At 66.4% G+C, this 20,759-nt stretch carries 18 protein-coding genes; 10 read left to right on the top strand and 8 right to left on the bottom strand.

The window, feature by feature from the left end; genetic code table 11:
• The coding region (locus tag GEV05_01115; protein MPZ42004.1) for a hypothetical protein at window positions 1–992 on the bottom strand (992 nt) is incomplete at its 3' end.
• A 353-nt stretch (window positions 993–1,345) separates the two neighbouring features.
• Between GEV05_01115 and GEV05_01120 the strand changes: the two genes are divergently transcribed.
• From GEV05_01120 to mobA, 4 genes are all read left to right on the top strand, one after another.
• Window positions 1,346–2,617, top strand: a complete 1,272-nt coding sequence (locus GEV05_01120; GenBank protein MPZ42005.1) for a molybdopterin molybdenumtransferase MoeA — start codon at window positions 1,346–1,348, stop codon at window positions 2,615–2,617.
• 109 nt (window positions 2,618–2,726) lie between these two features.
• Entirely contained in the window at window positions 2,727–3,758 is a 1,032-nt protein-coding gene (moaA, locus tag GEV05_01125; GenBank protein ID MPZ42006.1) for a GTP 3',8-cyclase MoaA, read from the top strand.
• Window positions 3,759–4,607: a sulfurtransferase FdhD gene (locus GEV05_01130; GenBank protein ID MPZ42007.1), complete on the top strand. Its 849-nt coding sequence runs from the start codon at window positions 3,759–3,761 to the stop codon at window positions 4,605–4,607.
• A gap of 50 nt (window positions 4,608–4,657) precedes the next feature.
• Entirely contained in the window at window positions 4,658–5,230 is a 573-nt protein-coding gene (gene mobA, locus GEV05_01135; GenBank protein ID MPZ42008.1) for a molybdenum cofactor guanylyltransferase, read from the top strand.
• Window positions 5,231–5,288: 58 nt separating this feature from the next.
• On the opposite strand, the gene GEV05_01140 is transcribed toward mobA, so the two are convergent.
• From GEV05_01140 to GEV05_01160, 5 genes are all read right to left on the bottom strand, one after another.
• Window positions 5,289–7,193, bottom strand: a complete 1,905-nt coding sequence (locus GEV05_01140) for an EAL domain-containing protein (protein MPZ42009.1) — start codon at window positions 7,191–7,193, stop codon at window positions 5,289–5,291.
• An 18-nt stretch (window positions 7,194–7,211) separates the two neighbouring features.
• Entirely contained in the window at window positions 7,212–8,000 is a 789-nt protein-coding gene (locus GEV05_01145; GenBank protein ID MPZ42010.1) for a hypothetical protein, read from the bottom strand.
• A 141-nt stretch (window positions 8,001–8,141) separates the two neighbouring features.
• Complete coding sequence (rmuC, locus tag GEV05_01150) at window positions 8,142–9,569, bottom strand: DNA recombination protein RmuC (GenBank protein MPZ42011.1); 1,428 nt, start codon at window positions 9,567–9,569, stop codon at window positions 8,142–8,144.
• 154 nt (window positions 9,570–9,723) lie between these two features.
• The gene (locus GEV05_01155) at window positions 9,724–12,174 is read right to left on the bottom strand and encodes an FtsX-like permease family protein (protein MPZ42012.1); all 2,451 of its coding nucleotides are present in this window, start codon (window positions 12,172–12,174) and stop codon (window positions 9,724–9,726) included.
• Between the two features lie 35 nt (window positions 12,175–12,209).
• Window positions 12,210–12,905, bottom strand: coding sequence for an ATP-binding cassette domain-containing protein (locus GEV05_01160; GenBank protein MPZ42013.1), 696 nt, complete (start codon window positions 12,903–12,905; stop codon window positions 12,210–12,212).
• Here GEV05_01160 and GEV05_01165 point away from each other — a divergent pair.
• Window positions 12,904–13,536 (top strand): arylesterase, encoded by a 633-nt coding sequence (locus GEV05_01165; GenBank protein MPZ42014.1) that lies wholly within the window; start codon window positions 12,904–12,906, stop codon window positions 13,534–13,536. The genes GEV05_01160 and GEV05_01165 overlap by 2 nt on opposite strands.
• On the opposite strand, the gene selD is transcribed toward GEV05_01165, so the two are convergent.
• Window positions 13,502–14,575 (bottom strand): selenide, water dikinase SelD, encoded by a 1,074-nt coding sequence (selD, locus tag GEV05_01170; GenBank protein MPZ42015.1) that lies wholly within the window; start codon window positions 14,573–14,575, stop codon window positions 13,502–13,504. The two genes, GEV05_01165 and selD, sit on opposite strands and share 35 nt — an antisense overlap.
• 53 nt (window positions 14,576–14,628) lie before the next feature.
• On the opposite strand from selD, the gene mnmH reads away from it, so the two are divergent.
• The 5 genes from mnmH (at window position 14,629) to GEV05_01195 (ending at window position 19,272) form a co-directional block, all read left to right on the top strand.
• Window positions 14,629–15,711 (top strand): tRNA 2-selenouridine(34) synthase MnmH, encoded by a 1,083-nt coding sequence (gene mnmH, locus GEV05_01175; protein MPZ42016.1) that lies wholly within the window; start codon window positions 14,629–14,631, stop codon window positions 15,709–15,711.
• A 103-nt stretch (window positions 15,712–15,814) separates the two neighbouring features.
• A complete protein-coding gene (locus GEV05_01180; GenBank protein MPZ42017.1) occupies window positions 15,815–16,333 on the top strand; it encodes a GNAT family N-acetyltransferase in 519 nt (172 codons plus the stop codon).
• On the top strand, window positions 16,333–17,289 hold the full coding sequence (locus tag GEV05_01185; protein MPZ42018.1) for a polysaccharide deacetylase family protein: 957 nt from the start codon (window positions 16,333–16,335) through the stop codon (window positions 17,287–17,289). Before GEV05_01180 ends, GEV05_01185 begins: the two co-directional genes overlap by 1 nt.
• An 87-nt stretch (window positions 17,290–17,376) precedes the next feature.
• Window positions 17,377–17,838, top strand: coding sequence for a redoxin domain-containing protein (locus GEV05_01190; GenBank protein MPZ42019.1), 462 nt, complete (start codon window positions 17,377–17,379; stop codon window positions 17,836–17,838).
• 6 nt (window positions 17,839–17,844) lie between these two features.
• On the top strand, window positions 17,845–19,272 hold the full coding sequence (locus GEV05_01195) for an AAA family ATPase (GenBank protein MPZ42020.1): 1,428 nt from the start codon (window positions 17,845–17,847) through the stop codon (window positions 19,270–19,272).
• 94 nt (window positions 19,273–19,366) lie between these two features.
• Here the strand turns inward: GEV05_01195 and dnaB are convergent, their stop codons facing one another.
• Window positions 19,367–20,752, bottom strand: coding sequence for a replicative DNA helicase (gene dnaB, locus GEV05_01200; protein MPZ42021.1), 1,386 nt, complete (start codon window positions 20,750–20,752; stop codon window positions 19,367–19,369).
• Window positions 20,753–20,759: the final 7 nt, after the last annotated feature.

Raw genomic sequence — 20,759 nt, forward strand, 5'->3', positions numbered from 1 at the left:
GGATCGGTGGCAGCGGAGACCACGGTCCCTTTGTCCGTCTTCTCCAGGCGGGCACCGTGGCGTACCGCGGTCATTTCCGCGATGATGGAGAGCGCGATCTCGGGCGGGGTCTTGCCGCCGATCTGCAAGCCGATCGGCCCGTGCAGCCGGTCGATCTCTGCCTCGGTCATGTCGAAGTGCTTGATCAGGCGCTCGCGGCGCTTGCGATTGTTCGCGCGCGATCCGATCGCGCCGACGTAGAAGGCCGGCGAGCGCAACGCTTCCAGCAAGGCCATGTCGTCGAGCCTGGGATCGTGCGTGGCCGCGACCACTGCGGTGTGCGCGTCCGTTCCCATCTCGCGCACCACGTCGTCCGGCATTTCGCGCGTGAGCGCGGCCCCGGGCACTTCCCAGCTTCTCGCGTACTCTTCGCGCGGATCGCAGGTGGTCACGTGGTAGTCGAGCGCCTGGGCGAACTGCGCCACGTAGCGCGAGAGCTGACCCGCGCCGATCAGCAGCAGCCGCCAGCGTGGTCCGTGCACGGTGGTGAGGCTCTTACCGTCGAAGACCAGATCATCGCCGGCGCGGCCCGCAGTCACTTCCACCCGTCCGCTCGCCATATCGAGCCGGCGCGTGACGACTTCATGGCGTTCGATCGACGCAACCAACTCGGATAATCCCGATTGCGGCCCGAGAGGTTCGGCCACCAGTTCCAGCGTCCCGCCGCAGGGCAAGCCGAAACGCTCGGCCTGCTCGCGCGTCACACCGTACACGACGAGCTCCGGACCCGCAACCGCCATGGTGCCCGCGCGCACTTTCTCGATCATGTCGTCCTCGACGCAACCGCCCGACACCGATCCCGCCACCAGGCCATCGTCGCGAATGACGGTCATTGCGCCCACCGGCCGCGGCGCGGAGCCCCAGGTATGCACCACCGTCGCAAGCGTTGCACCACGGCCTGCCCGCACCCATTCCAGGCTCGTCTTCAGAACGTCGAGATCGATACTGTCCATGCATCGCTCCACTGCCGGGCAATTCCGGATTCGGCAATCCGAGCTTGCGAGCTCGGCAATCCCACTGCGGCGGGCCGCAATCCGACCGCGGTGCGCCGAAATTCGGACGATTTGGTGTTTTCGACCTGCAGCTCGTCCATTACGACAGCGCCGGTGGCGCGGGCGACAGCGCCGCCAGCACGGTCGTTATGAATAACGGAATATAGCGCACCCGACGAGCCCGGACAAGCAACGCACCGAGCGTGCCCTGGCGCCCATCCCGGACCTGATCGTTTGCGCGCGCGCTGCATCGCCGGCGGAGTGCGACGCAGCCTGCGGTAAACTGCTTCTCCTGGCTGACCAAGGAGCTCGGGATGAGCGAAGCGAAGACGACGCTGCGCGAGCTGAGCTGCACCGACGACTACGATCCGAACTCGCTGCCTGTCGACCAGGCGCGCGCGCTGATCCGGCGTTTTCTGGCCCCTATCCGCGGCATCGAGCGCTGCGCCATTCGGACTGCGCTCGGGCGCATACTGGCCGCGGACGTGACCTCTCCCGTCGACGTGCCCGCGCACGACAATTCCGCGATGGATGGTTATGCCGTGCGCGCATCGGATCTGGGCAGCGGCGAGACCGGCTTGCGAATCGTCGGCAGCGCCTTTGCCGGCAAGCCCTATGGCGGTCGAATCGAGACCGGCGAATGCATCCGCATCATGACGGGCGGCGTGGTCCCTGCAACCCTGGATACGGTCGTCATGCAGGAGCACGTGCGCGCGGCGGGCGACCGAGTCACCATCGGCGGCGGACACCAAAAGGGCCAGCACGTGCGCCGCGCCGGCGAGGATCTGCGCCGGGGCAGCGTCGCTCTCGCAAAAGGCCGGCTCGCCACGCCGGCCGACATCGGATTGCTCGCTTCCCTCGGCATCGGCGAAGTCGGCGTCTATCGAAAACTGCGCGTGGCCTTCTTCTCCACCGGAGACGAGCTGGTTTCGATCGGCCAGCCGCTCGCCGCCGGCCAGATCTACGACAGCAATCGCTACACGATCCACGGCATGTTGAGCCGGCTCGGCGTCGATGCGATGGACATGGGCGTAGTGCGCGACGATCCCGCGTTGCTCGAGTGCGCATTCCGCGATGCTTCCGAAATCGCCGATGTCGTGATCACCAGCGGCGGGGTATCGGTCGGCGAGGCGGACTTCGTCAGGGATCTGCTCAATCGTCTCGGCGAGGTCGTGTTCTGGAAGATCGCGATGAAGCCGGGTCGGCCGCTCGCCTACGGGCGCGTCGGCAACGCGCACTTCTTCGGTCTGCCGGGAAATCCCGTCTCGGTGATGGCCACGTTCTATCAGTTCGTGCGCGAAGCGCTCTACGTGCTGATGGGGCGCGATCCGGTCCCGCCGATTCCAGTGCTCAAGGCGCACTGCACGAGCGCATTGAAGAAGGCGCCGGGGCGTACCGAGTTCCAGCGCGGCATCCTCTCCTGCGATGCCGACGGTCAGTGGCGCGTGCGCGTCACCGGCGAGCAAGGCTCCGGAATCCTGAGCTCCATGTCGGAAGCGAACTGCTTCATCATTCTGCCCGCCGAGCAAGGCAATGTCCCCGCCGGCGCGACGGTCGATGTCCAGGTGATGGAAGGGGTTATCTGACGGCGGATTTTCGGCGCACCATTTGAATCCGTGCCCGGCAATGACTCGGTGCTGGAGCGAACCCGCGCGCGCCTTCGCGCGCCTGTGGTGTGTGCCATAATTGCTTCAAATGTCGCATTCTCCTACCACCCCGCCAAGCCTTGCGCAGGACAAGCTCGGCCGCCCGCTGCGCGACCTGCGCATCTCGGTCACCGACCGCTGCAATTTCCGCTGCGTCTATTGCATGCCCAAGGAGGTGTTCGGCAAGGACTTTCAGTTTCTCGACCGCAAGGCGCTGTTGAGCTTCGAGGAGATCGAACGGGTCGCGCGCATCTTTCGCGGGCTCGGCATCGAGAAGATCCGTCTGACCGGGGGCGAGCCGCTGGTGCGGCGGAATCTCGAGGCCTTGATCGGGAAGCTCGCCACGATCGAAGGTCTTGATCTCACGCTCACGACCAACGGCTCGCTGCTCGCGCTCAAGGCGTTGCGCCTGCATGAAGCGGGCCTGAAGCGCGTCACCGTGAGCCTCGATTCGCTCGACGATGCGGTGTTCCGGGCGATGAACGACGTCGACTTTCCAGTCGAGCGGGTGCTCGCAGGCATCGACGCCGCGGCCGCCGCCGGGCTCGCGCCCATCAAGGTCAACATGGTGGTCAAGCGCGGGGTGAACGACGACAGCATCGTGCCGATGGCGCGCTTTTTCCGAGAACGCGGCCACATCGTGCGCTTCATCGAGTACATGGACGTGGGCCACAGCAACGGCTGGCGCATGGACGATGTGGTGAGCGCCGCCGAAGTCGTGCAGCGCATCGACCGCGAGTTGCCGCTGGAGCCGATCGGTGCCCACTATCGCGGCGAAGTTGCCCAGCGCTGGCGCTACCGCGACGGCTCGGGCGAGATCGGCGTCATCGCCTCGGTCACGCAAGCGTTCTGCCGCGATTGCACCCGCGCGCGGCTTTCGGCCGAAGGCCAGATCTATACGTGCCTGTTCGCGACCTCGGGGCACGATCTGCGCGCGCTGCTGCGAAGCGGGGCTTCCGACGAGGCGATCCGCGAATTCATCGTCGGCCTGTGGAGCAAGCGCTCGGATCGCTATTCGGAGATTCGGGGCAGCCACACCGTGCGCCTGCAGAAGGTCGAAATGTCCTACATCGGTGGCTGAATGCGCGAACGTCCCCTGCTGAGCAACGCCACCCGGCCGGCAACCGTGGAAGTCGAGTCGACGAACGAACGCGGCGAGCGACTCGCCACCGCCATTGCCGGCGAGCATCCGCTCACGATCTATCTCGACAAGCGCGAGCTGGTGACCTTGATGACGCTCGGGCAATGTCCCGAGGCGCTCGCCATCGGCTATCTGCGCAATCAACGTCTGGTGCGCTCGCTGGCCGAGATCCGCTCGGTGCAGGTCGACTGGGACGTCGACTCGTGCGCGGTGACCACCTTCGCCGGCGTCGAAGATCTGGACGGCAAGATGGAGAAGCGCACCGTCACCACCGGCTGCGGCCAGGGTACGGTGTTCGGCGATCTCATGGCCGAGATCGACAGCGTGGCGTTGCCGGCCGATGCGAAGCTCACCGAGGCGACCTACTATGGCCTCATGGACAATGTGCGGCGCTACGACACCGTCTACAAGACGGCGGGCGCGGTACACGGCTGCGCGCTCGCGCGTGGCGACGAGATTCTGATGTTCGTCGAAGATGTCGGCCGCCACAACGCGGTCGATGCCATCGCCGGCCAGATGTGGCTGGAGAATCTCGACGGGGCCGACAAGATCTTCTACACCACCGGCCGGCTCACCTCCGAGATGGTGATCAAGTGCGCGCAGATGGGCATACCGTTCCTGGTCTCGCGCTCCGGGCTCACGCAAATGGGCCACGACATCGCGCGCCGCGTCGGCATCACCATGATCGGCCGCGCCACCGGCAAGCACTACCTCCTCTTCACCGGCTCGCACCGCTTCGTCCGCGGCGCGTCGGCCGACGATCCGAACCGGGTTTCGGTCGCGACGTGACAGGTATTGCCGTCACCGGATTGATCCTCGCAGGCGGCCAGGGTCGACGGATGGGCGGCGTCGACAAAGGTCTGCAGCTCCTGCAGAGCCGTCCCCTGATCGCGTGGGTGCTGGAGCGCCTCGGTCCCCAGGTCGACGAAATTCTCGTGAGTGCCAACCAGAACCTCGAGCGCTACCGCAGCTTCGGTCATCCGGTGCTGCCGGACGAGGTCGGCGGCTTTGCCGGACCGCTCGCCGGCCTCGAGCGCGGGCTCGCGCTCGCGCGCAACGAGCTGGTCGTTGCCGCGCCGTGCGATTCGCCGTTCCTGCCCGCGATGCTGGTGGCGCGGCTGCACCAAGGATTGTCGCAGAACGAAGCCGAGCTTGCGGTGGCGCGCACGGGCGAGCAGCCGCATCCGGTCTTCTGCCTGTGCAAGCGCAGCCTGCACGCCGATCTGCGGGACTATCTCGCCGGTGGCGGGCGCAAGATCGACGCCTGGTATGCGCGCCTGCGCGTGATCGAAGTGCCCTTCGACGACATGCCGGAAGCATTCAGCAACATCAATACGCGCGAAGAGCTGCAAGTGCATGCCGAGCAGGCCGGCGGCGCCCGGGAAATCGGGACCGAGCCCGGTTCGCGCTGAAGCGTAGCGTCGTCTTCTCCGCCTAAGCGGCCGCCGTCGCGGGCGCGACGCACCTGCGTCAGATCAGCAACTGCGCCTGGGCAAGCGCCGGCGCTTCCGGCAAATGCATCTGCAGCGGCTCGGGCCGGGCGATGTGGAAGCCCTGAGCATAGTCGACGCCGAGCAGGCGCAAGCGGTCCAGCGTCGCCTGATCTTCGACGATCTCGGCCACCGTCTGCATGCCGAGGATGTGCGCGATACGATTGATGGCTTCCACGATCGCACAGTCCATCTCGTCGTCCGCCATGTCGCGCACGAACGTGCCGTCGATCTTGAGGAAGTCCACCGGCAGATATTTGAGATAGGCAAACGACGACATGCCGATGCCGAAATCGTCCAAAGCGAAGCGGCAGCCCATGTTCTTCAGCTCGTGCATGAGCTCGGCTGCCTTGGTCAGATTCGAGATCGCGGTCGTTTCCGTCACCTCGAAACACAGCAGGCTCGGCGGCACGGGGTAGCGCGCGAGCTGGCGCCGCAGAAAATCCGAAAAGCTGGAATCGTTGATGCTCGCGCCGGACAGATTGACCGAATACAGCCCAGCCTCGGGGGCGATCTGGGTGCCGGCAGCGCGGCTACGGGCAGCCAGCACCTGCAGCAGCTCGGTGATCACCAGCCGGTCGATCGCGGTCAGCAGGTTGTAGCGTTCCGCCGCCGGAATGAACGCCATCGGCGGCACCAGCTCGCCGTTGTCGCCGCGCATGCGCACGAGTATCTCGAAGTGCGGCGACGATACCGCTTCCTTGAGCGGCTGGATGTATTGCTGGTAGAGCACGAAGTCGCCCTGCTCGAACGCCTGGCTCAGGCGCGAGATCATCTGCGGCTCGCCGTTCTCGCGCTGGCCAGCCTGCTGCGGGCGGTGCACCTGCACCCTGTCGCGGCCCTTGTTCTTCGCTTCGTAGCAACATGCATCGGCGGCCGTCAACACGTCCGCGATGTCGCCGCTGGCCGCGTCGATCGGCACCAGGCCGATGCTCGCGCCGACGGTGAAGGACTTGCCTTCCCAGGCGAAACGGAAGTCGCGCACCACTTCGCGTATGCCATTGGCAATGCGCAAACCCTGATCGAGCGGACACGACTGCAGCAGCGCCGCGAACTCGTCGCCGCCGAGCCGCGCCAGGATGTCGCTGCCGCGGATCTTGGTGCTCATGACCGAGGTGAGGCTGCGCAGCAGCTCGTCGCCGGCCGTGTGCCCGCACGAATCGTTCACCGTCTTGAAGTTGTCCAGGTCGATGTAGAGCAGCACGTGCTGGCGCCCTTGTGTGCGCGCGGACTCGAGCAGTTGGTTCAGGCGGCTCTCGAGCTCGCGCCGGTTGACCAGTCCTGTGAGCGAGTCGTGGCTTGCTTGCCACGACAGCTGCTGCGCCAGCGCACGCAACTGAGATACGTCGTGGAAGACGACCGCATAACCACTGCGCTGCCCTGCTTCGTCGCGCACCTCGGTGAACGAATCGTGTACCGAAGTCTCCTGACCGTCGCGGCGGATGAGCCGCGCCGCCGCACGCCCGGAGTCGGCCAGATGAGCGCCTTCGGGAGCGCCCTGGGCGATGTAGTCGAGCGTGCTTCGGCTGTGCTCGTCGATGATGCGATAGACCATGTGCAGGGGCTGGCCCTTCGCCTCGGCGATGCCCCAGCCCGAAAGCTCCTCGGCCGCCGCGTTCAGATAGACCACGTTCCCGTCCGTGCCGGTCGCGATCACGCCCTCGCGCAAGTCGCTCAGGACCGACCACGCCCGGGCCGGATCGATGGGCAAACGCCTCTTCTTCAAGTACAGGCGAGTGACCAGCACCGCGGCCACGGCCCCCGCGAGCGCCGCCGCAACGAGCATCGCTGCGCCGTCGAGCGCAGGCCAAGTCTCGGCCGCCAGGCAGGACTGCGCCCACAGCGTGAGGATTACAGTTGCAGGGCGAAGCAGGGGTCGCACCATGATGGGCTCGTCGGGGGCTCAGACTTCCTCCAGGAGCCCGGCCGCGACATGGCGCGCATAGGGATCCTGGCGATAAAACCTCATCAATTGCTCGTAGATGGCCGGATAGCCGGCGCGCACGATCTCGGGCCGTTCGATGAACGCCTCGCTCAGCACGGCAAAGAACTCGCCCGGAGATTCGGCCGCATAGGGATCGATTGTAGTCCGGCGGCCGGCATCGACGCTGTGGCAAAAATCCTCATAGGCCGACGTAAACGCCTTCGTCCAGGCCGCCCGATCCATGCCCGCGTGCAAGGGCGGATAGCCGTCGGCGTCGCCGTTGAGCATGTCGAGCTTGTGCGCGAACTCGTGGATCGCCACGTTGATTCCGTCGGCGAAATCCTCGCCGATGTCGGCCCACGACAGGATCACCGGCCCGTGCAGCCACGCCTCGCCGGAGCGGATTTCCTTGCCGGCGTGGACCACCCCGAATTCGTCCTGCCACTCGACATCGGGCACGAATTCGTTCGGATAGACCACGATCTCCACCCAGCCGTCATACCAATCGTCGGGCAGGTTCAGCAACAGGACGCAGGCCTGAACGGCCAGCGCCATGCGCATCGAATTGTCGAGCTCGAGGTCCGCGGCGCCGTGGATCTGCTTGTCGTGCAGGAAAACCGTCACGAGGCCGCGCAGGCGCTCGCGCTCGGCATCGCTCAATCCGCTCAGGAAGCGATAGCGTGCGAGCGATTCCATCCATAGTGCTTCGTCCAGTGGGGCCCTGCGCACGATGCGTGCGCGTCGCCAACGCTGCAGGCTGAATCCCATGCCGCGCACTCCGTATCGCGCCGCGGCTATTGATGCACCGGAAAGTGGCTGACAAGCCGCTTTCCGCAAAACGCTCCCCTCTCCCTCCGGGAGAGGGGTTGCGGGTGAGGGAGCGAGCGACAAGGCATTACCTGAAGCTCGCTAGACGGCCTGCTCGGCCTGCTGCTCCGGTTCCCGGCCTTCGCCGGCCGGGTCCGGCAGCATCTCCTCCGCGGCCGCTTGCGGATGTTCGAATTCTACGCTCTCGATCTGTGCGAAGCGCTGCGCGATCTTCACGCTGGAGACGTGCACGCGCTCGGCATCCTCGTGCGCCTGGCGGATATGGTCGGCGAGCCGGCGCATGCGCTCGTCGAAACGCGAGAAGTCCTTCGCCAGCTTGCCCAGTGCGTCCTTGATCACGTGCACCTGGCGCCGCGTCTCGACATCCTTGATGACCGCTCGCGCCGTATTGAGCACGGCCATCAGCGTCGTGGGTGACACCACCCAGACGTGTCGCGCCAGGGCGTGATCGATGATGTCGCGATGATAGGCGTGGATCTCGGCAAATACCGCTTCCGCCGGCACGAACATCACCGCGCCATCGGAGGTTTCTCCCGGGATCACGTACTTGTCGGCAATATCGTCGACATGCCGGCGCAGGTCGGCCTTGAACGAGCGCTCGGCCTGTGCGCGCTCGGCCTCGGCGAGCCCCGGCGTATACATCCGGTGATAGTTCTCGAGCGGAAACTTGGAGTCGACGGCGACCGAGCCGGTGGGCTCGGGCAAGCGCAACACGCAATCGGCGCGCGCGCCGTTGGAGAGCGTCACCTGCATCTGCCAGGCGTTCGGCGGCAGGCAATTGCGCACCAGCCCCTCCAGCTGCACCTCGCCGAATGCGCCGCGCGCGCGCTTGTCGCCGAGCAGCTCCTGCAGGCTGACGACGTTGGTGGCAAGCCCGTCGATCTTGCGCTGCGCCTCGTCGATCACCGCGAGCCGCGCCATGACGTTGGAAAAAGTCTCGTTGGTCTTGCGGAAGCCTTCGTCCAGGCGCTCGGCGACACTGCCCCGGATCTGATCCAGGTGCTGCTCGACGTTGCCGCGGATCTGCTCCAGGCGCTCGTCGGTGCGGCTCGCCAGCGCCTCCATCGCCACGCGCAGCTCCTGCGTCATCGACTTGAGCGAGCGATCCATGACGTCGCGATCGGCGCCTGCCTGTTCGGTCAGCCGCGTCTGCAAGCCGAGGCTCATGTCGGCCAGGCGCGACAGCACCGCCTCGCGGAAGGTCGCGAGCTCATGCTGCTGCGACAATTGCAGCACCTGCATGGCCTCGCGCGCATGCTTCAGATCGTTCGAAACCACGGCACGCAGCCGCTCCGAATTGTCGGTGAGCGTGCCGGCTAGCCGATCGCCCTGCCGTTCCAGGTTGTCGCGCAACTCGCCCACCAGAACGCGTTGTTTCTGCTCGTTCGCTTCCACCTGGCTCAACGCGTGAGCGTTCATCGCCTTCGCCAGCGCGCCCATCTTGACGACCAAAAGGATGACGGCGCCCAGGACCACCAGCGCCAGAATGACGACGACGATTTCGACCATGTTGCCCCTCCGCTACTCGCCGCAGTATAGCCCAGGCATTCGGGCCGCCGCGCGCACGCGGCTCGCCGCTATCGACCGAAAAGTCCCTGACAAGTCGCTTTGCGCGATGGAGCGAGCGCCAGCTAGACCACTGACCGGACCCTCGCGAGAAGGCTCAACCGATCTGGCGCAGGCTCGCGAGCGGCGGCGTGGCCAGAACGCGCCGAGTGAACAGCATCCCGGCCGCCAACACGCCGGCAACGCCGGCGACGAATCCGAACAGCCACACCAGCGGGTCGAACTGGTAGGGCAGATTCAGTACTTTCGCGGCCACCGTGTAACCGAGTGCGCTCGCACCGGCCGCGGCGAATACGCCGGCCATCGCGCCGATCAGCGCAAACTCGGTCGCATGCGCCCGCACCACCTGGCGCCGATTCGCCCCGAGTGTGCGCATGATCGCCACCTCCCGTACGCGCTCGTCGTGGGTGGCCACGATACCGGCGTAGAGCACCAGAATGCCCGCCGCCAGCGTGAAAACGAAAACGAAACTGATCGCGCGCGATACCTGCCCGATCATCGCCTGCACCTGCGTCACCAGGCTTGCCACGTCGATCACCACCACGTTGGGAAAGCGCTGCACCAGCGCATTCACCACGGTGCTGTCGTTGGGCGGCAGATGGAAGCTGGTGATGTGCGTCGCCGGATGCGAGGCGAGCAGACTGGGCGCTGCGATCACGAAAAAGTTGACGCGAAAGCTGTCCCATTCGACCTCGCGCAAGCTGGTGATCCGCGCCTCGAAGCGCACGCCGGCGACGTCGTAGGTCAGCCGGTCGCCCAGCCGAAGATGCAAGGTGCGCGCGATGCCCTCCTCCACCGACAATCCGGGGTCGCTACTGCCCTCGCCGTGCCAGCGCCCGGCCGTGATGCGATTGTGCACCGGAAGCCGATCGCCCCAGCCCAGGTTGAACTCGCGCTCCGCCAGCCTTCGCGCCCGATCGTCGGCGTAGGCCGACGGATCGATCGGCTCGCCGTTCACAGCCACCAATCGCCCGCGCACCGTTGGATAGACTTCGGGCCGGTAGCCCAGGCGGGACGCAAGCAGTTCCTGCACCGCGGCGACCTGATCAGACTGGATGTTGATGAGAAAGCGATTGGGCGCATCCGCCGGCAGATTGGCCTGCCAGGCCGCGAGCAGATCGGAGCGGATGAGCGTCAGCGTGAGCAGCGCGGCGAGGCCGAGCGCGAGCGCGACCACCTGCCACACGGTTGCGGCCGAGCGTCGGCGCAGGCTTGCGATGCCGTAGCGCCAGCTCACGGCGCCGCCGCTTCGCACCGCCCCAAGCGCGCGCAGGCTCGACCACGTGAGCGCGGCTGCGGCCGCGATCGTCGCAAGGCAGCCGAGCAGCACATAAGCGCCCAGTCGCAGGTCGCCCGCGTGCCATAGGACCAGACCGGCAACGCAGCCGATGCCAAGTGCATAGGCTCCCATGCCCGCGATGCCCGGGCCGCCTGCCTCACGCCGCAGGACCCGCAGCGCGGGCACCTTGCGTAGCGAAAACAACGGCGGCAAACCGAAAGCCGCCAGCAGCACGATGCCGAGCAGCGTTGCGCGCACGGCTGCGCCCAGGCTGGGTTGCGGCAGCTCGATGCCGACGAGCGAACCGAGCCAGGAGCCCAGGGCCGCCTGGCCGGCGTAGCCGACGGCGCAACCCGCGATGCTCGCGCCCACGCCGACGGCTGCGAGCTGAACGAACTGCAGGCGGAACACCCGCCACTCGCCGGCGCCGAGGCAACGCAGCATCGCGCAGACGTCGAGCTGGCGTTCGTGATAGCGCCGCGTGGCGAGCATGACCGCCACGGCCGCGAGCGCGACAGCCACTAGGGCGGCAAGGCTCATGAAGCGCTCGGCGCGCTCCAGCGCCGCACGCACTTCGGGCCGCGCGTCGCGCACGCCCTCCAGGCGCGTGCCGGCGGGAAGCCGCGGCCCGGCCCATGCCCGATAGGCGTCGACCGCCTGGCGCTCACCCGCGATCAACAGCCGATGCACGGCGCGGCTGCCTGGCACCATCAATCCGGTTGCCGCCACGTCCGCGCGCGCCATCACCAAGCGTGGGCCCATGCCGAAAATGCTCAGCGTGAGGCTCGGATCCTGCGTGAGCACCGCCGCCAGCGTGAAGGTCTTCTCGCCGAGCGTGATGCGATCGCCCACCTGCACTTTAAGCTGGCTGAAGAGGCGCTCGTCGGCCCAGACCGTTCCGCTCGCGGGCATCGATCGCGGCACTTCGTCCGCGCCGCCGCGCCTCGATGCGATCCGGGTCGTGCCGCGCAACGGATAGCCCGGATCGACCGCGGTGATCTCGCCCAGCAGGCTCGTCTCGGCACGGATCACCATGCTTCTGAAGGCCAGCGTCGACACCGCAGAGAGACCGCGCGCACGCGCTGCTTGCTCGAGCTCGAGCGAAATCGGGCGCGTCCAACGCAACACGAGATCCGCGCCCAGCAGCCGGTTGGCTTCTTGCTCCATGGCCAGGCGCGCGCGATCGGAGAACAAGCCGACCGTCGCCATCGCCGCAACTGCCAGCGCAATCGCCGCCACGAGCAGATTGAGCTCCCCGGCCCGCAGCATGCGCGCGGCCAGGCGCAGGCCGAGTACGATGTCCTTCACTGCCGTTGCGGCTCCAGCAAGCGTCCGCTCGCCAGGCGCAACGTGCGCCTGCAGCGATTCGAAACCGCTTCGTCATGCGTAACCAGCAGGAGCGTAGTGCCGCGCTCGTGGTTCAACTCGAACATGAGCTCGGCGATGCACGCCCCGGTGGCGGCATCGAGGTTTCCGGTCGGCTCGTCGGCCAGCAGCAGCTTCGGTCTTGCGACGAACGCGCGTGCGATTGCGACACGCTGCTGCTCGCCGCCGGAAAGCTGCTTGGGACAATGCGTCAGGCGCTCGCTCAAGCCGACCCGATCGAGCAGCGCCGCCGCGGCCGTGCGTGCGTCGGCTGCGCCCGCGAGCTCCAGCGGCAGCATGACGTTCTCGATGGCCGTGAGCGCGGGCAGGAGCTGAAAGGACTGGAACACGAAACCGACCGCGCGCGCGCGCACGGCCGCGCGACCATCCTCGTTCAGTGCCGTGATGTCCTCGCCATCGAGGTAGACCTGCCCCTCGCTCGGCGTATCGAGGCCAGCGAGCAAGCCGAGCAAAGTCGACTTGCCCGAGCCGGAGACGCCGACGATGGCCACCGACTCGCCCGGGAACACGCTGAAACTGACGTTGTCAACGATTCTTAGGTCGCGGCCATCGCTTCTGACTTGCTTCACCAAGCCAGCCGCCTCCACAATCGGCCGTATGTCGTTCGTCTTCATGTCGAGACTGTTAGTCCTGATCGCGCTGCTGGGGTTCCCGCTGCTCGCCTGGCCGGCGGGCACCGTGCTCGTATTCGGCGACAGTCTTTCGGCTGGTTATGGGCTAGCCCAGAACGCGGGCTGGGTGAGCCTGCTCGCGCAGCGCATCGGCAAGGTCGCGCCCGATTATAGGGTGGTCAATGCCAGCATCAGCGGGGAAACGGCAGCCGGCGGGCGGCGCCGGATCGAGTCGGCGCTGGCGCTGCACAAACCCGCCATCGTGGTGGTCGAGCTGGGCGCGAACGATGGCTTGCGCGGCCAACGCATCGAAACCTTGCGCGCGGATCTGGACGCGATTCTGAATGCGTGTCTTAAGCGCAATGCGCGCGTCGTCCTGGTGGGCATGCGCTTGCCGCCCAACTACGGGGCCGGTTACGTGAAACAGTTCGAAGCCGTTTATGCCGAGCTGGCGAAGAAGCCGCGCGTGGCGCTGGTTCCGTTCCTGTTCGAAGGCTTCGGCGAGCGCCACGAGCTGTTCCAGCCCGACGGCATCCACCCCGCGCGCGAGGCGCAGCCGCTGATGCTCGAGACGGTGTGGCGCGTGCTCGGTCCGATGCTCAACGCACGGCGACCCGCGGCGAGCCCGCGCTGAGCTCGCCGATCACCGCCGCCTGCGCAAAACCGGCGCGGTGAAAGACGCCGAGCACCGCGGCCGCGCTGTCGGCGCTGCAGGCCACCAGCAATCCGCCACTGGTCTGCGGATCGGTGAGCAGATTGCGCTGCCACTGCGGCAATGCTTGCGCCAGATCGACATCGATACCGACGCTCGACCAGTTGCGTGCCGAGGCGCCGGTGACGTGACCCGCTTGCGCGGCCTGCCCTGCCTCGGACAGGACCGGGATGGACGTCATGCGCAGCTGCGCGGCAACGCTCGAACCTTTGCAGATCTCCAGCAGGTGTCCCAGCAAGCCGAAGCCCGTGACATCGGTCAACGCATGCACCGAATCCATTTCGGACAACGCGATACCTGGCGTATTGAGTCGGGTGGTGGTCTCGACCATTTGCGCGTAGCCTTGGGCGCTGAGATCGTCCTTCTTGAGCGCGGCGCTCAGAATGCCGACCCCGAGCGCCTTGCCGAGTATGAGGATGTCGCCTGCGCGCGCCCGGTCGTTGCGCTTGATGCGATCCGGATGTACCAACCCCAGCGCCACCAAGCCGTAGATCGGCTCGGGCGAATCGATCGAGTGACCGCCCGCAATCGGAATGCCGGCTTCGATACATATCGATTGCCCGCCCGCAAGAATGCGCGCGATCTCTTCCGCAGTCAGCTTCCCTACCGGCATTCCGCACACGGCGAGCGCCATAATGGGCCGTGCGCCCATGGCATACACGTCCGAGAGCGCGTTAGCCGCGCTGATGCGGCCGAAGTCGAACGGATCGTCGACGATCGGCATGAAGAAGTCGGTGGTCGCCACCAGCGCCTGCTCGGCGTTCAGGCGATAGACCGCGGCATCGTCGCAACTCTCGTTGCCGACCAGCAGATTGGGATCGATGATGCCCGCGGGCGCCTTGGCCAGGACTTCGCTCAGCAACGCTGGCGTCATCTTGCAGCCTCACCCGCCGCCGTGCGACAGCTGGGTGAGCCGGATTGCTGTCCGCACAGGATCTAAAGGAGGGTCGTTGGGGCACATGGATGAAGCCGCGCGCATGAAATTGCTGTAGACTGCGGCCGCGTCCGAAACCGATTGCGACGCGCGCCGTGGAGCACAGCCGAGACGTTACCGTAGCACAGGTCGATGACTTTGACGAGATCGTCGACGTGCGCACGCCCGCGGAGTTCGCCCTCGGTCACATCCCGGGGGCGATCAATTGCCCGGTGCTGAGCGACGACGAGCGCGCACGTGTCGGCACGATGTACAAGCAGGTCTCGGCGTTCGCTGCCAAGCGCAGCGGCGCCGCGCTGGTCGCACGCAACATCGCCCATATGCTCGAAACGCGATTGCACGATCGGCCGCCGGGCTGGTCGCCGCTGGTCTATTGCTGGCGCGGTGGAGGCCGTTCGGATGCGCTGTGCGAGGTGCTGCGCAGGGTGGGCTGGCGCGCCGCGCGCCTGCAAGGCGGCTATCAGGCGTACCGGCGCTCGGTGGTGGCAGCGTTGGAGCAATTGCCGCAAGCCTACGACTATCGCGTGCTGTGCGGGCGCACCGGTTCAGGCAAGAGCCAGGTGCTGGAGGCATTGGCCGCGCTCGGCGCGCAGGTGCTCGATCTCGAAGGGCTGGCGAGTCACCGCGGCTCGGTGCTCGGCGACGTGCCCGGCCACCCGCAGCCGACGCAGAAAATGTTCGAAAGCCTGCTATGGCAACGGCTGCGCGAGCTCGATCGCAGCCGCCCGGTCTTCGTCGAGGCCGAGAGCCGCAAGGTCGGCAACGTCCAGGTTCCGGGGGCGTTGATCGCAGCCATGCGCGCTGCGCCGTGTGCGCTGGTGCAGGCGCCGACCCCGGTGCGCACGGCGCTGCTGATGAAACACTACGCGCATTTTCTCGAGCAGGACGCGCTGCTGTCCGAGCGTCTGCATGCGCTTACGAGCCATTATGGTCGCGCGACCATCGAGCGCTGGTGCGCCTTGGCGCAGGCCGGCCGCCATCCCGAGCTGGTCGCGGAGCTGCTCGAGCAGCACTACGATCCTGCCTACGATCGCTCCATCACGCGCAACTTCGCCCACGTCTGCGAGGCGCAGACCTACCGGCTCGATGTCGCATCGGCACCTGCGATCCGGGCTGTCGCCGAGCAGATCTTCGCGCAGTGTGCGCATGAGCAGCCGGCCTGAGCGCGGCGCGTGCGCGCCGGGCGGCCTATGATGTCGCAGGCATACGCCACTTGCCTGGTAGCGGCTGCGCGCGAGTTCGCCGCGCCGCCGCCATGAGATGGCGATGAGCGCGTCGACCGGCGAACGCGCCACGGGCTTCGACATCCGTCCGGCCGTGTCGGCCGATGTCCCGCAGTTGCTCGAGCTGATTCGGGGCCTGGCCGAGTACGAACGACTTTCGCACATCGTTCAGTGCACCGAATCGCGCTTGCAGGAGGCGTTGTTCGGCGCCGAACCGTGCGTGGAGGCCCTGCTCGCTTGCTCGCGCGACGGCGGTGCCGCGGCCGGCTTCGCGCTTTTTTTCCACAACTATTCCACCTTCCTCGGCCGCCGCGGGCTGTACCTCGAGGATCTGTACGTGCGGCCGGAGTTCCGCGGCCGCGGTTGCGGTAAGGCGTTGCTCGTCCGGCTTGCGCGCCTTGCGTGCGAGCGTGGCTGTGGCCGCTTCGAGTGGTCGGTACTCGATTGGAACATCTCCGCACAGCGCTTCTATGAAGGGCTCGGAGCATTGGTATTGCCGGACTGGCGCATCGTGCGGCTGACCGGAGATGCGCTCGGTCGGCTTGCCGCCCAGGACGCCTGATGGCGCAGACGATCTTCCCGCCCGAACGCCCTGCGGCGCCACCCGCGAAGCGCCTCGCCCTCAAGGTCGACGTGCAAACTTATCGCGGCACGCTGGAAGGCGTTCCTCGCCTGGTGCAGGCGCTGCGCCGCCACGGCGCGCAAGCCACGTTCCTGTTTACTCTCGGGACCGAGCATACCGGCGCTCGGCTGCTGCGCATGGGAGCGGCTGCACGACGCAAGATCGGCGGCCACACGCTGCTGTCGCACTACGGTGCGAAGACGCTCATGTACGGCACCGTGCTGCCCGCGCCCGATATCGGGCGGCGCTGCGCCGAGATCATGCGAAACGTGCGCGACGCGGGGTTCGAAGTCGGAATTCAGGCCTGGGACAGCGCGCGCTGGCGCGAAGCCGCAGCCGCCTCCGACGCCCGCTGGACCTTGGAGCAGATGCAACGCGCGACCGACCGATTCGAGGAGATATTCGGCACGGCGCCTCGCGTGCACGGCGCGGCCGGCTGGCAGATGAATACGCATGCGTATCGCCTAACGCAGCGGCTCGGGTTCGATTATTGCTCCGATACGCGGGGACTCCATCCCTTCACCCCGGTCGTCAAGGCCGAGCTGATCGCGTGTCCGCAGATTCCGACCACGTTGCCTGCATTGGACGAGTTGCTCGCCCGCGACGGCATGAGTCCCGACAACGCTGCGGCGTTGCTGGTCAAGGCAACGCGTACGCTGCCCGCGGCCGCGGGTCATGTGTACACGCTGAGCGCCGAGCTCGAAGGCATGGCGCTGCTGCCGCTGTTCGAGCAGATCGTGCATGCATGGCGCGATAGAGGCATGGAACTGCTCAGCCTGAACGGTTATTTCGAGGCAGCGCGCGCCGCGACGCTTCCGCGTCACTGCGTCAGGATCGCACGCCTGGACGGATTCGCGGGTCCTGTCGCCCTGCAGGGCGCGGAGTTCCTCGCCTGAGCGCTCGGGGCACGGTCCCCAGGGCGCGCTTGCGTCGCGCGGGGTTTTTGTCAACAATTGAGCCGCCCCACCTTGGCCTATCCCCCCATGATCGATCACCCCGTGCCCGAACTGGCGCTGCCGTCTACCGGCGGCAAGACCGTCCGCTTCAGCGAGTTGCGCGGCTCGCCATTCGTGCTGTACTTCTATCCCAAGGACAATACGCCCGGCTGCACCACGGAAGGCCAGAATTTCCGCGACCTCCATCCGCAGTTCACGGACGTGGGTTGGCGCATCTTCGGGGTGTCGCGCGACAGCATCAAGTCGCACGAATCGTTCAAGACCAAGATGAGCTTTCCCTTCGAGCTGCTATCCGATCAGGATGAAAAGGCTTGCAGCGCGTTCGCCGTCATCAAGATGAAGAACATGTACGGGCGCCAGGTGCGCGGAATCGAACGCAGCACCTTCGCGGTCGATGCCGCCGGCATCGTACGCGGCCAATGGCGCGGCGTGAAGGTCCCCGGCCACGCGCAGGAAGTGCTCGACTTCGTGAAGTCGCTTTCCGCGTAAAGCGCGATGGCGCAGCGCAAGCCAGCCCGGATCGTCCCCCGGCCGCAGGTTTCCGGCCGCAAGCTGTTCGTGCTCGACACCAACGTGCTGATGCACGATCCGACCAGTCTGTTCCAGTTCGAGGAGCATGACGTCTACGTGCCGATGGCGATTCTGGAGGAGCTCGACGGGCACAAGAAGGGCGTCTCCGAAGTCGCGCGCAACGCGCGCCAGGCGAGCCGCTTCCTGGAGGAGCTGGTCGCTAGAGCCGAGCACGACATCGGCAATGGCATCCCGCTCGATTCGCGCGGCAACCGCGCCGCTAGCGGCTGCCTGTTCCTGCAGACCGAAGCCATCAACGGCGAGCTGCCGGCGCGGCTCGCTTCCGGCCGAACCGACAACCAGATCATCGGCGTCGTCAAGTTCCTGCAGACCCGCCACGCGGGCCGCCAGGTCATCCTGGTCAGCAAGGACATCAACATGCGCATCAAGGCCCGCACGCTGGGCCTTGCGGCGGAGGACTACTACAACGACAAGGTCCTGGAGGACACGGAGCTTCTCTACACCGGCGCGGTCGAGCTGCCCGGCGATTTCTGGGAGCAACACGGCGCGGGCATGCAATCCTGGCAAAGCGGCGGGCGCAGCCTCTACCGCATCGGCGGGCCGCTGGTGGCCTCGCTCTACGTCAACCAGTTCGTGCACCTTCCGGCCGAGCCGCCGTTCGACGCCTGGGTGAAGGAAAGCGACGGCCGTAGCGCCGTGCTGGAGACGCTGCGCGACCACGCGCAGGCACGCAACAACATCTGGGGCATCACGGCGCGCAACCGCGAACAGAATTTCGCGCTCAATGCGCTGATGAGCCCGGAGATCGATTTCGTCAGCCTGGTGGGCCAGGCCGGCACCGGCAAGACGCTGCTCGCACTGGCTGCGGGACTGCAGCAAACGCTGGAACAGAAGACATTCACCGAGATCATCATCACGCGCGTGACGGTTCCGCTGGGCGAGGACATCGGCTTCTTGCCCGGCACCGAGGAAGAGAAGATGAATCCCTGGATGGGCGCGCTCGAGGACAACCTGGACGTGCTCGATCAGTCCGACGACGAGGCCGGCGAATGGGGCAAGGCCGCAACGCGAGACCTCATCCGCTCCAAGATCAAGGTGAAGTCGCTCAATTTCATGCGCGGGCGCACCTTCCTCAACAAGTATCTCGTCATCGACGAGGCACAGAACCTGACGCCCAAGCAGATGAAAACGCTGGTAACGCGCGCGGGACCGGGCACGAAGGTGGTATGCCTGGGCAATATCGCACAGATCGACACGCCCTATCTCACCGAGGGCAGCTCGGGACTTACCTACGTAGTAGACCGCTTCAAGGGCTGGCGCCATGCGAGTCACGTGACGCTGCAGCGGGGAGAGCGGTCGCGACTGGCGGATTTTGCGGCGGAGGCGTTATGAGGCAGTGAAGAGCGAAGGAGTGAAAAGTGAAACGGGCTCGCGTCGCAGGCACTTCTCCCTTCACTCATTCACTCTTCACTCCGCCTCTCTGGTGTCAAAACCTGCCCGGGTCCGCATAGCTTTCGAAGCGCGTGTACTGGCCCTGGAAAGTGAGCTTCACGGTCCCGATCGGGCCGTTGCGCTGCTTGCCGACGATGATCTCGGCGATACCCCTGTCTTGCGTGTCGGGGTTGTACACCTCGTCGCGGTAGATGAACAGGATGAGATCGGCATCCTGCTCGATCGCGCCCGACTCGCGCAGATCCGACATCACCGGGCGCTTGTTCGGCCGCTGCTCCAGGCTCCTGTTCAACTGCGAGAGCGCGATCACCGGCACCGACAGCTCCTTCGCCAGCGCCTTGAGCGAGCGCGAGATCTCCGAGATTTCGGTGGCCCGATTCTCGCCGTGCGACGATGCGCTCATCAGCTGCAGATAATCGATCACGATGAGGCCCAGACCCGGTCCGCCCACCTGCCGGTGCAGTCGGCGCGCGCGTGCGCGCAGCTCCAGCGCGTTCAACGCCGGCGTCTCGTCGATGAAGATGGGCGCTTCATTCAGCCGGCCCCACGCCTGCGTGAGCCGCGGCCACTCGTCGTCGGCGATGCGCCCGGTGCGCACCTTCAACTGGTCCACCTTCGCCACCGAGCCGATCATGCGCATGACGAGCTGCGTGCCCGACATTTCCATGCTGAATACGGCAACGGGCAGTCCTTCCACCAAACCCAGGTGCTCGGCGATATTGAGCGCCAGCGCAGTCTTGCCCATGCTCGGCCGCCCGGCCACGATCACGAGATCACCCCCCTGCAAGCCCGAGGTCATGCGATCGAGATCGACGTAGCCGCTGGGGATGCCGGTGATGTCGCTCGGATTGGCATGCAGCTGATCGATGCGCTCGACCACCTGCGCGATCAGCGGCCGGATCTCCACGAACCCCTGCCGGCCGCGCGCGCCCTGCTCCGAGATCGCGAACACCTTCGCCTCGGCGTCGTTGATGAGCTCTTCGGCGCTCTTGCCCAGAGGATTGAAAGCCGACTCCGTGATCTCCGTTCCGACGCCCACGAGCTGGCGCATGACGGCGCGGTCGCGCACGATCTCGGCATAGCGGCGGATGTTGACCGCGGAGGGCGTGTTCTGCGCGAGCGCCGCCAGGTACGAAAGTCCGCCGGCCTCGGCAAGCTTGCTGGAGCGCTCGAGCGCTTCGGTCACCGTGATCACGTCGGCCGGCCTGGAGCCTTCGATCAGGCGCGAGATGTACTGATAGAGCAGCCGGTGATCGGCGCGGTAGAAATCGGCTTCGGAGATGAAGTCGCCGATCTTGTCCCAGGCGCTGTTGTCCAGCAACAGTCCGCCCAGCACCGCCTGCTCGGCTTCCACCGAGTGCGGGGGCGTACGCAACGAATCGAGGCTCGCGTCCGCGCTAGCAATGACGAGTTGAACCATGCGGGCT

The organism is Betaproteobacteria bacterium (assembly GCA_009377585.1).
Lineage (GTDB): Bacteria > Pseudomonadota > Gammaproteobacteria > Burkholderiales > WYBJ01 > WYBJ01.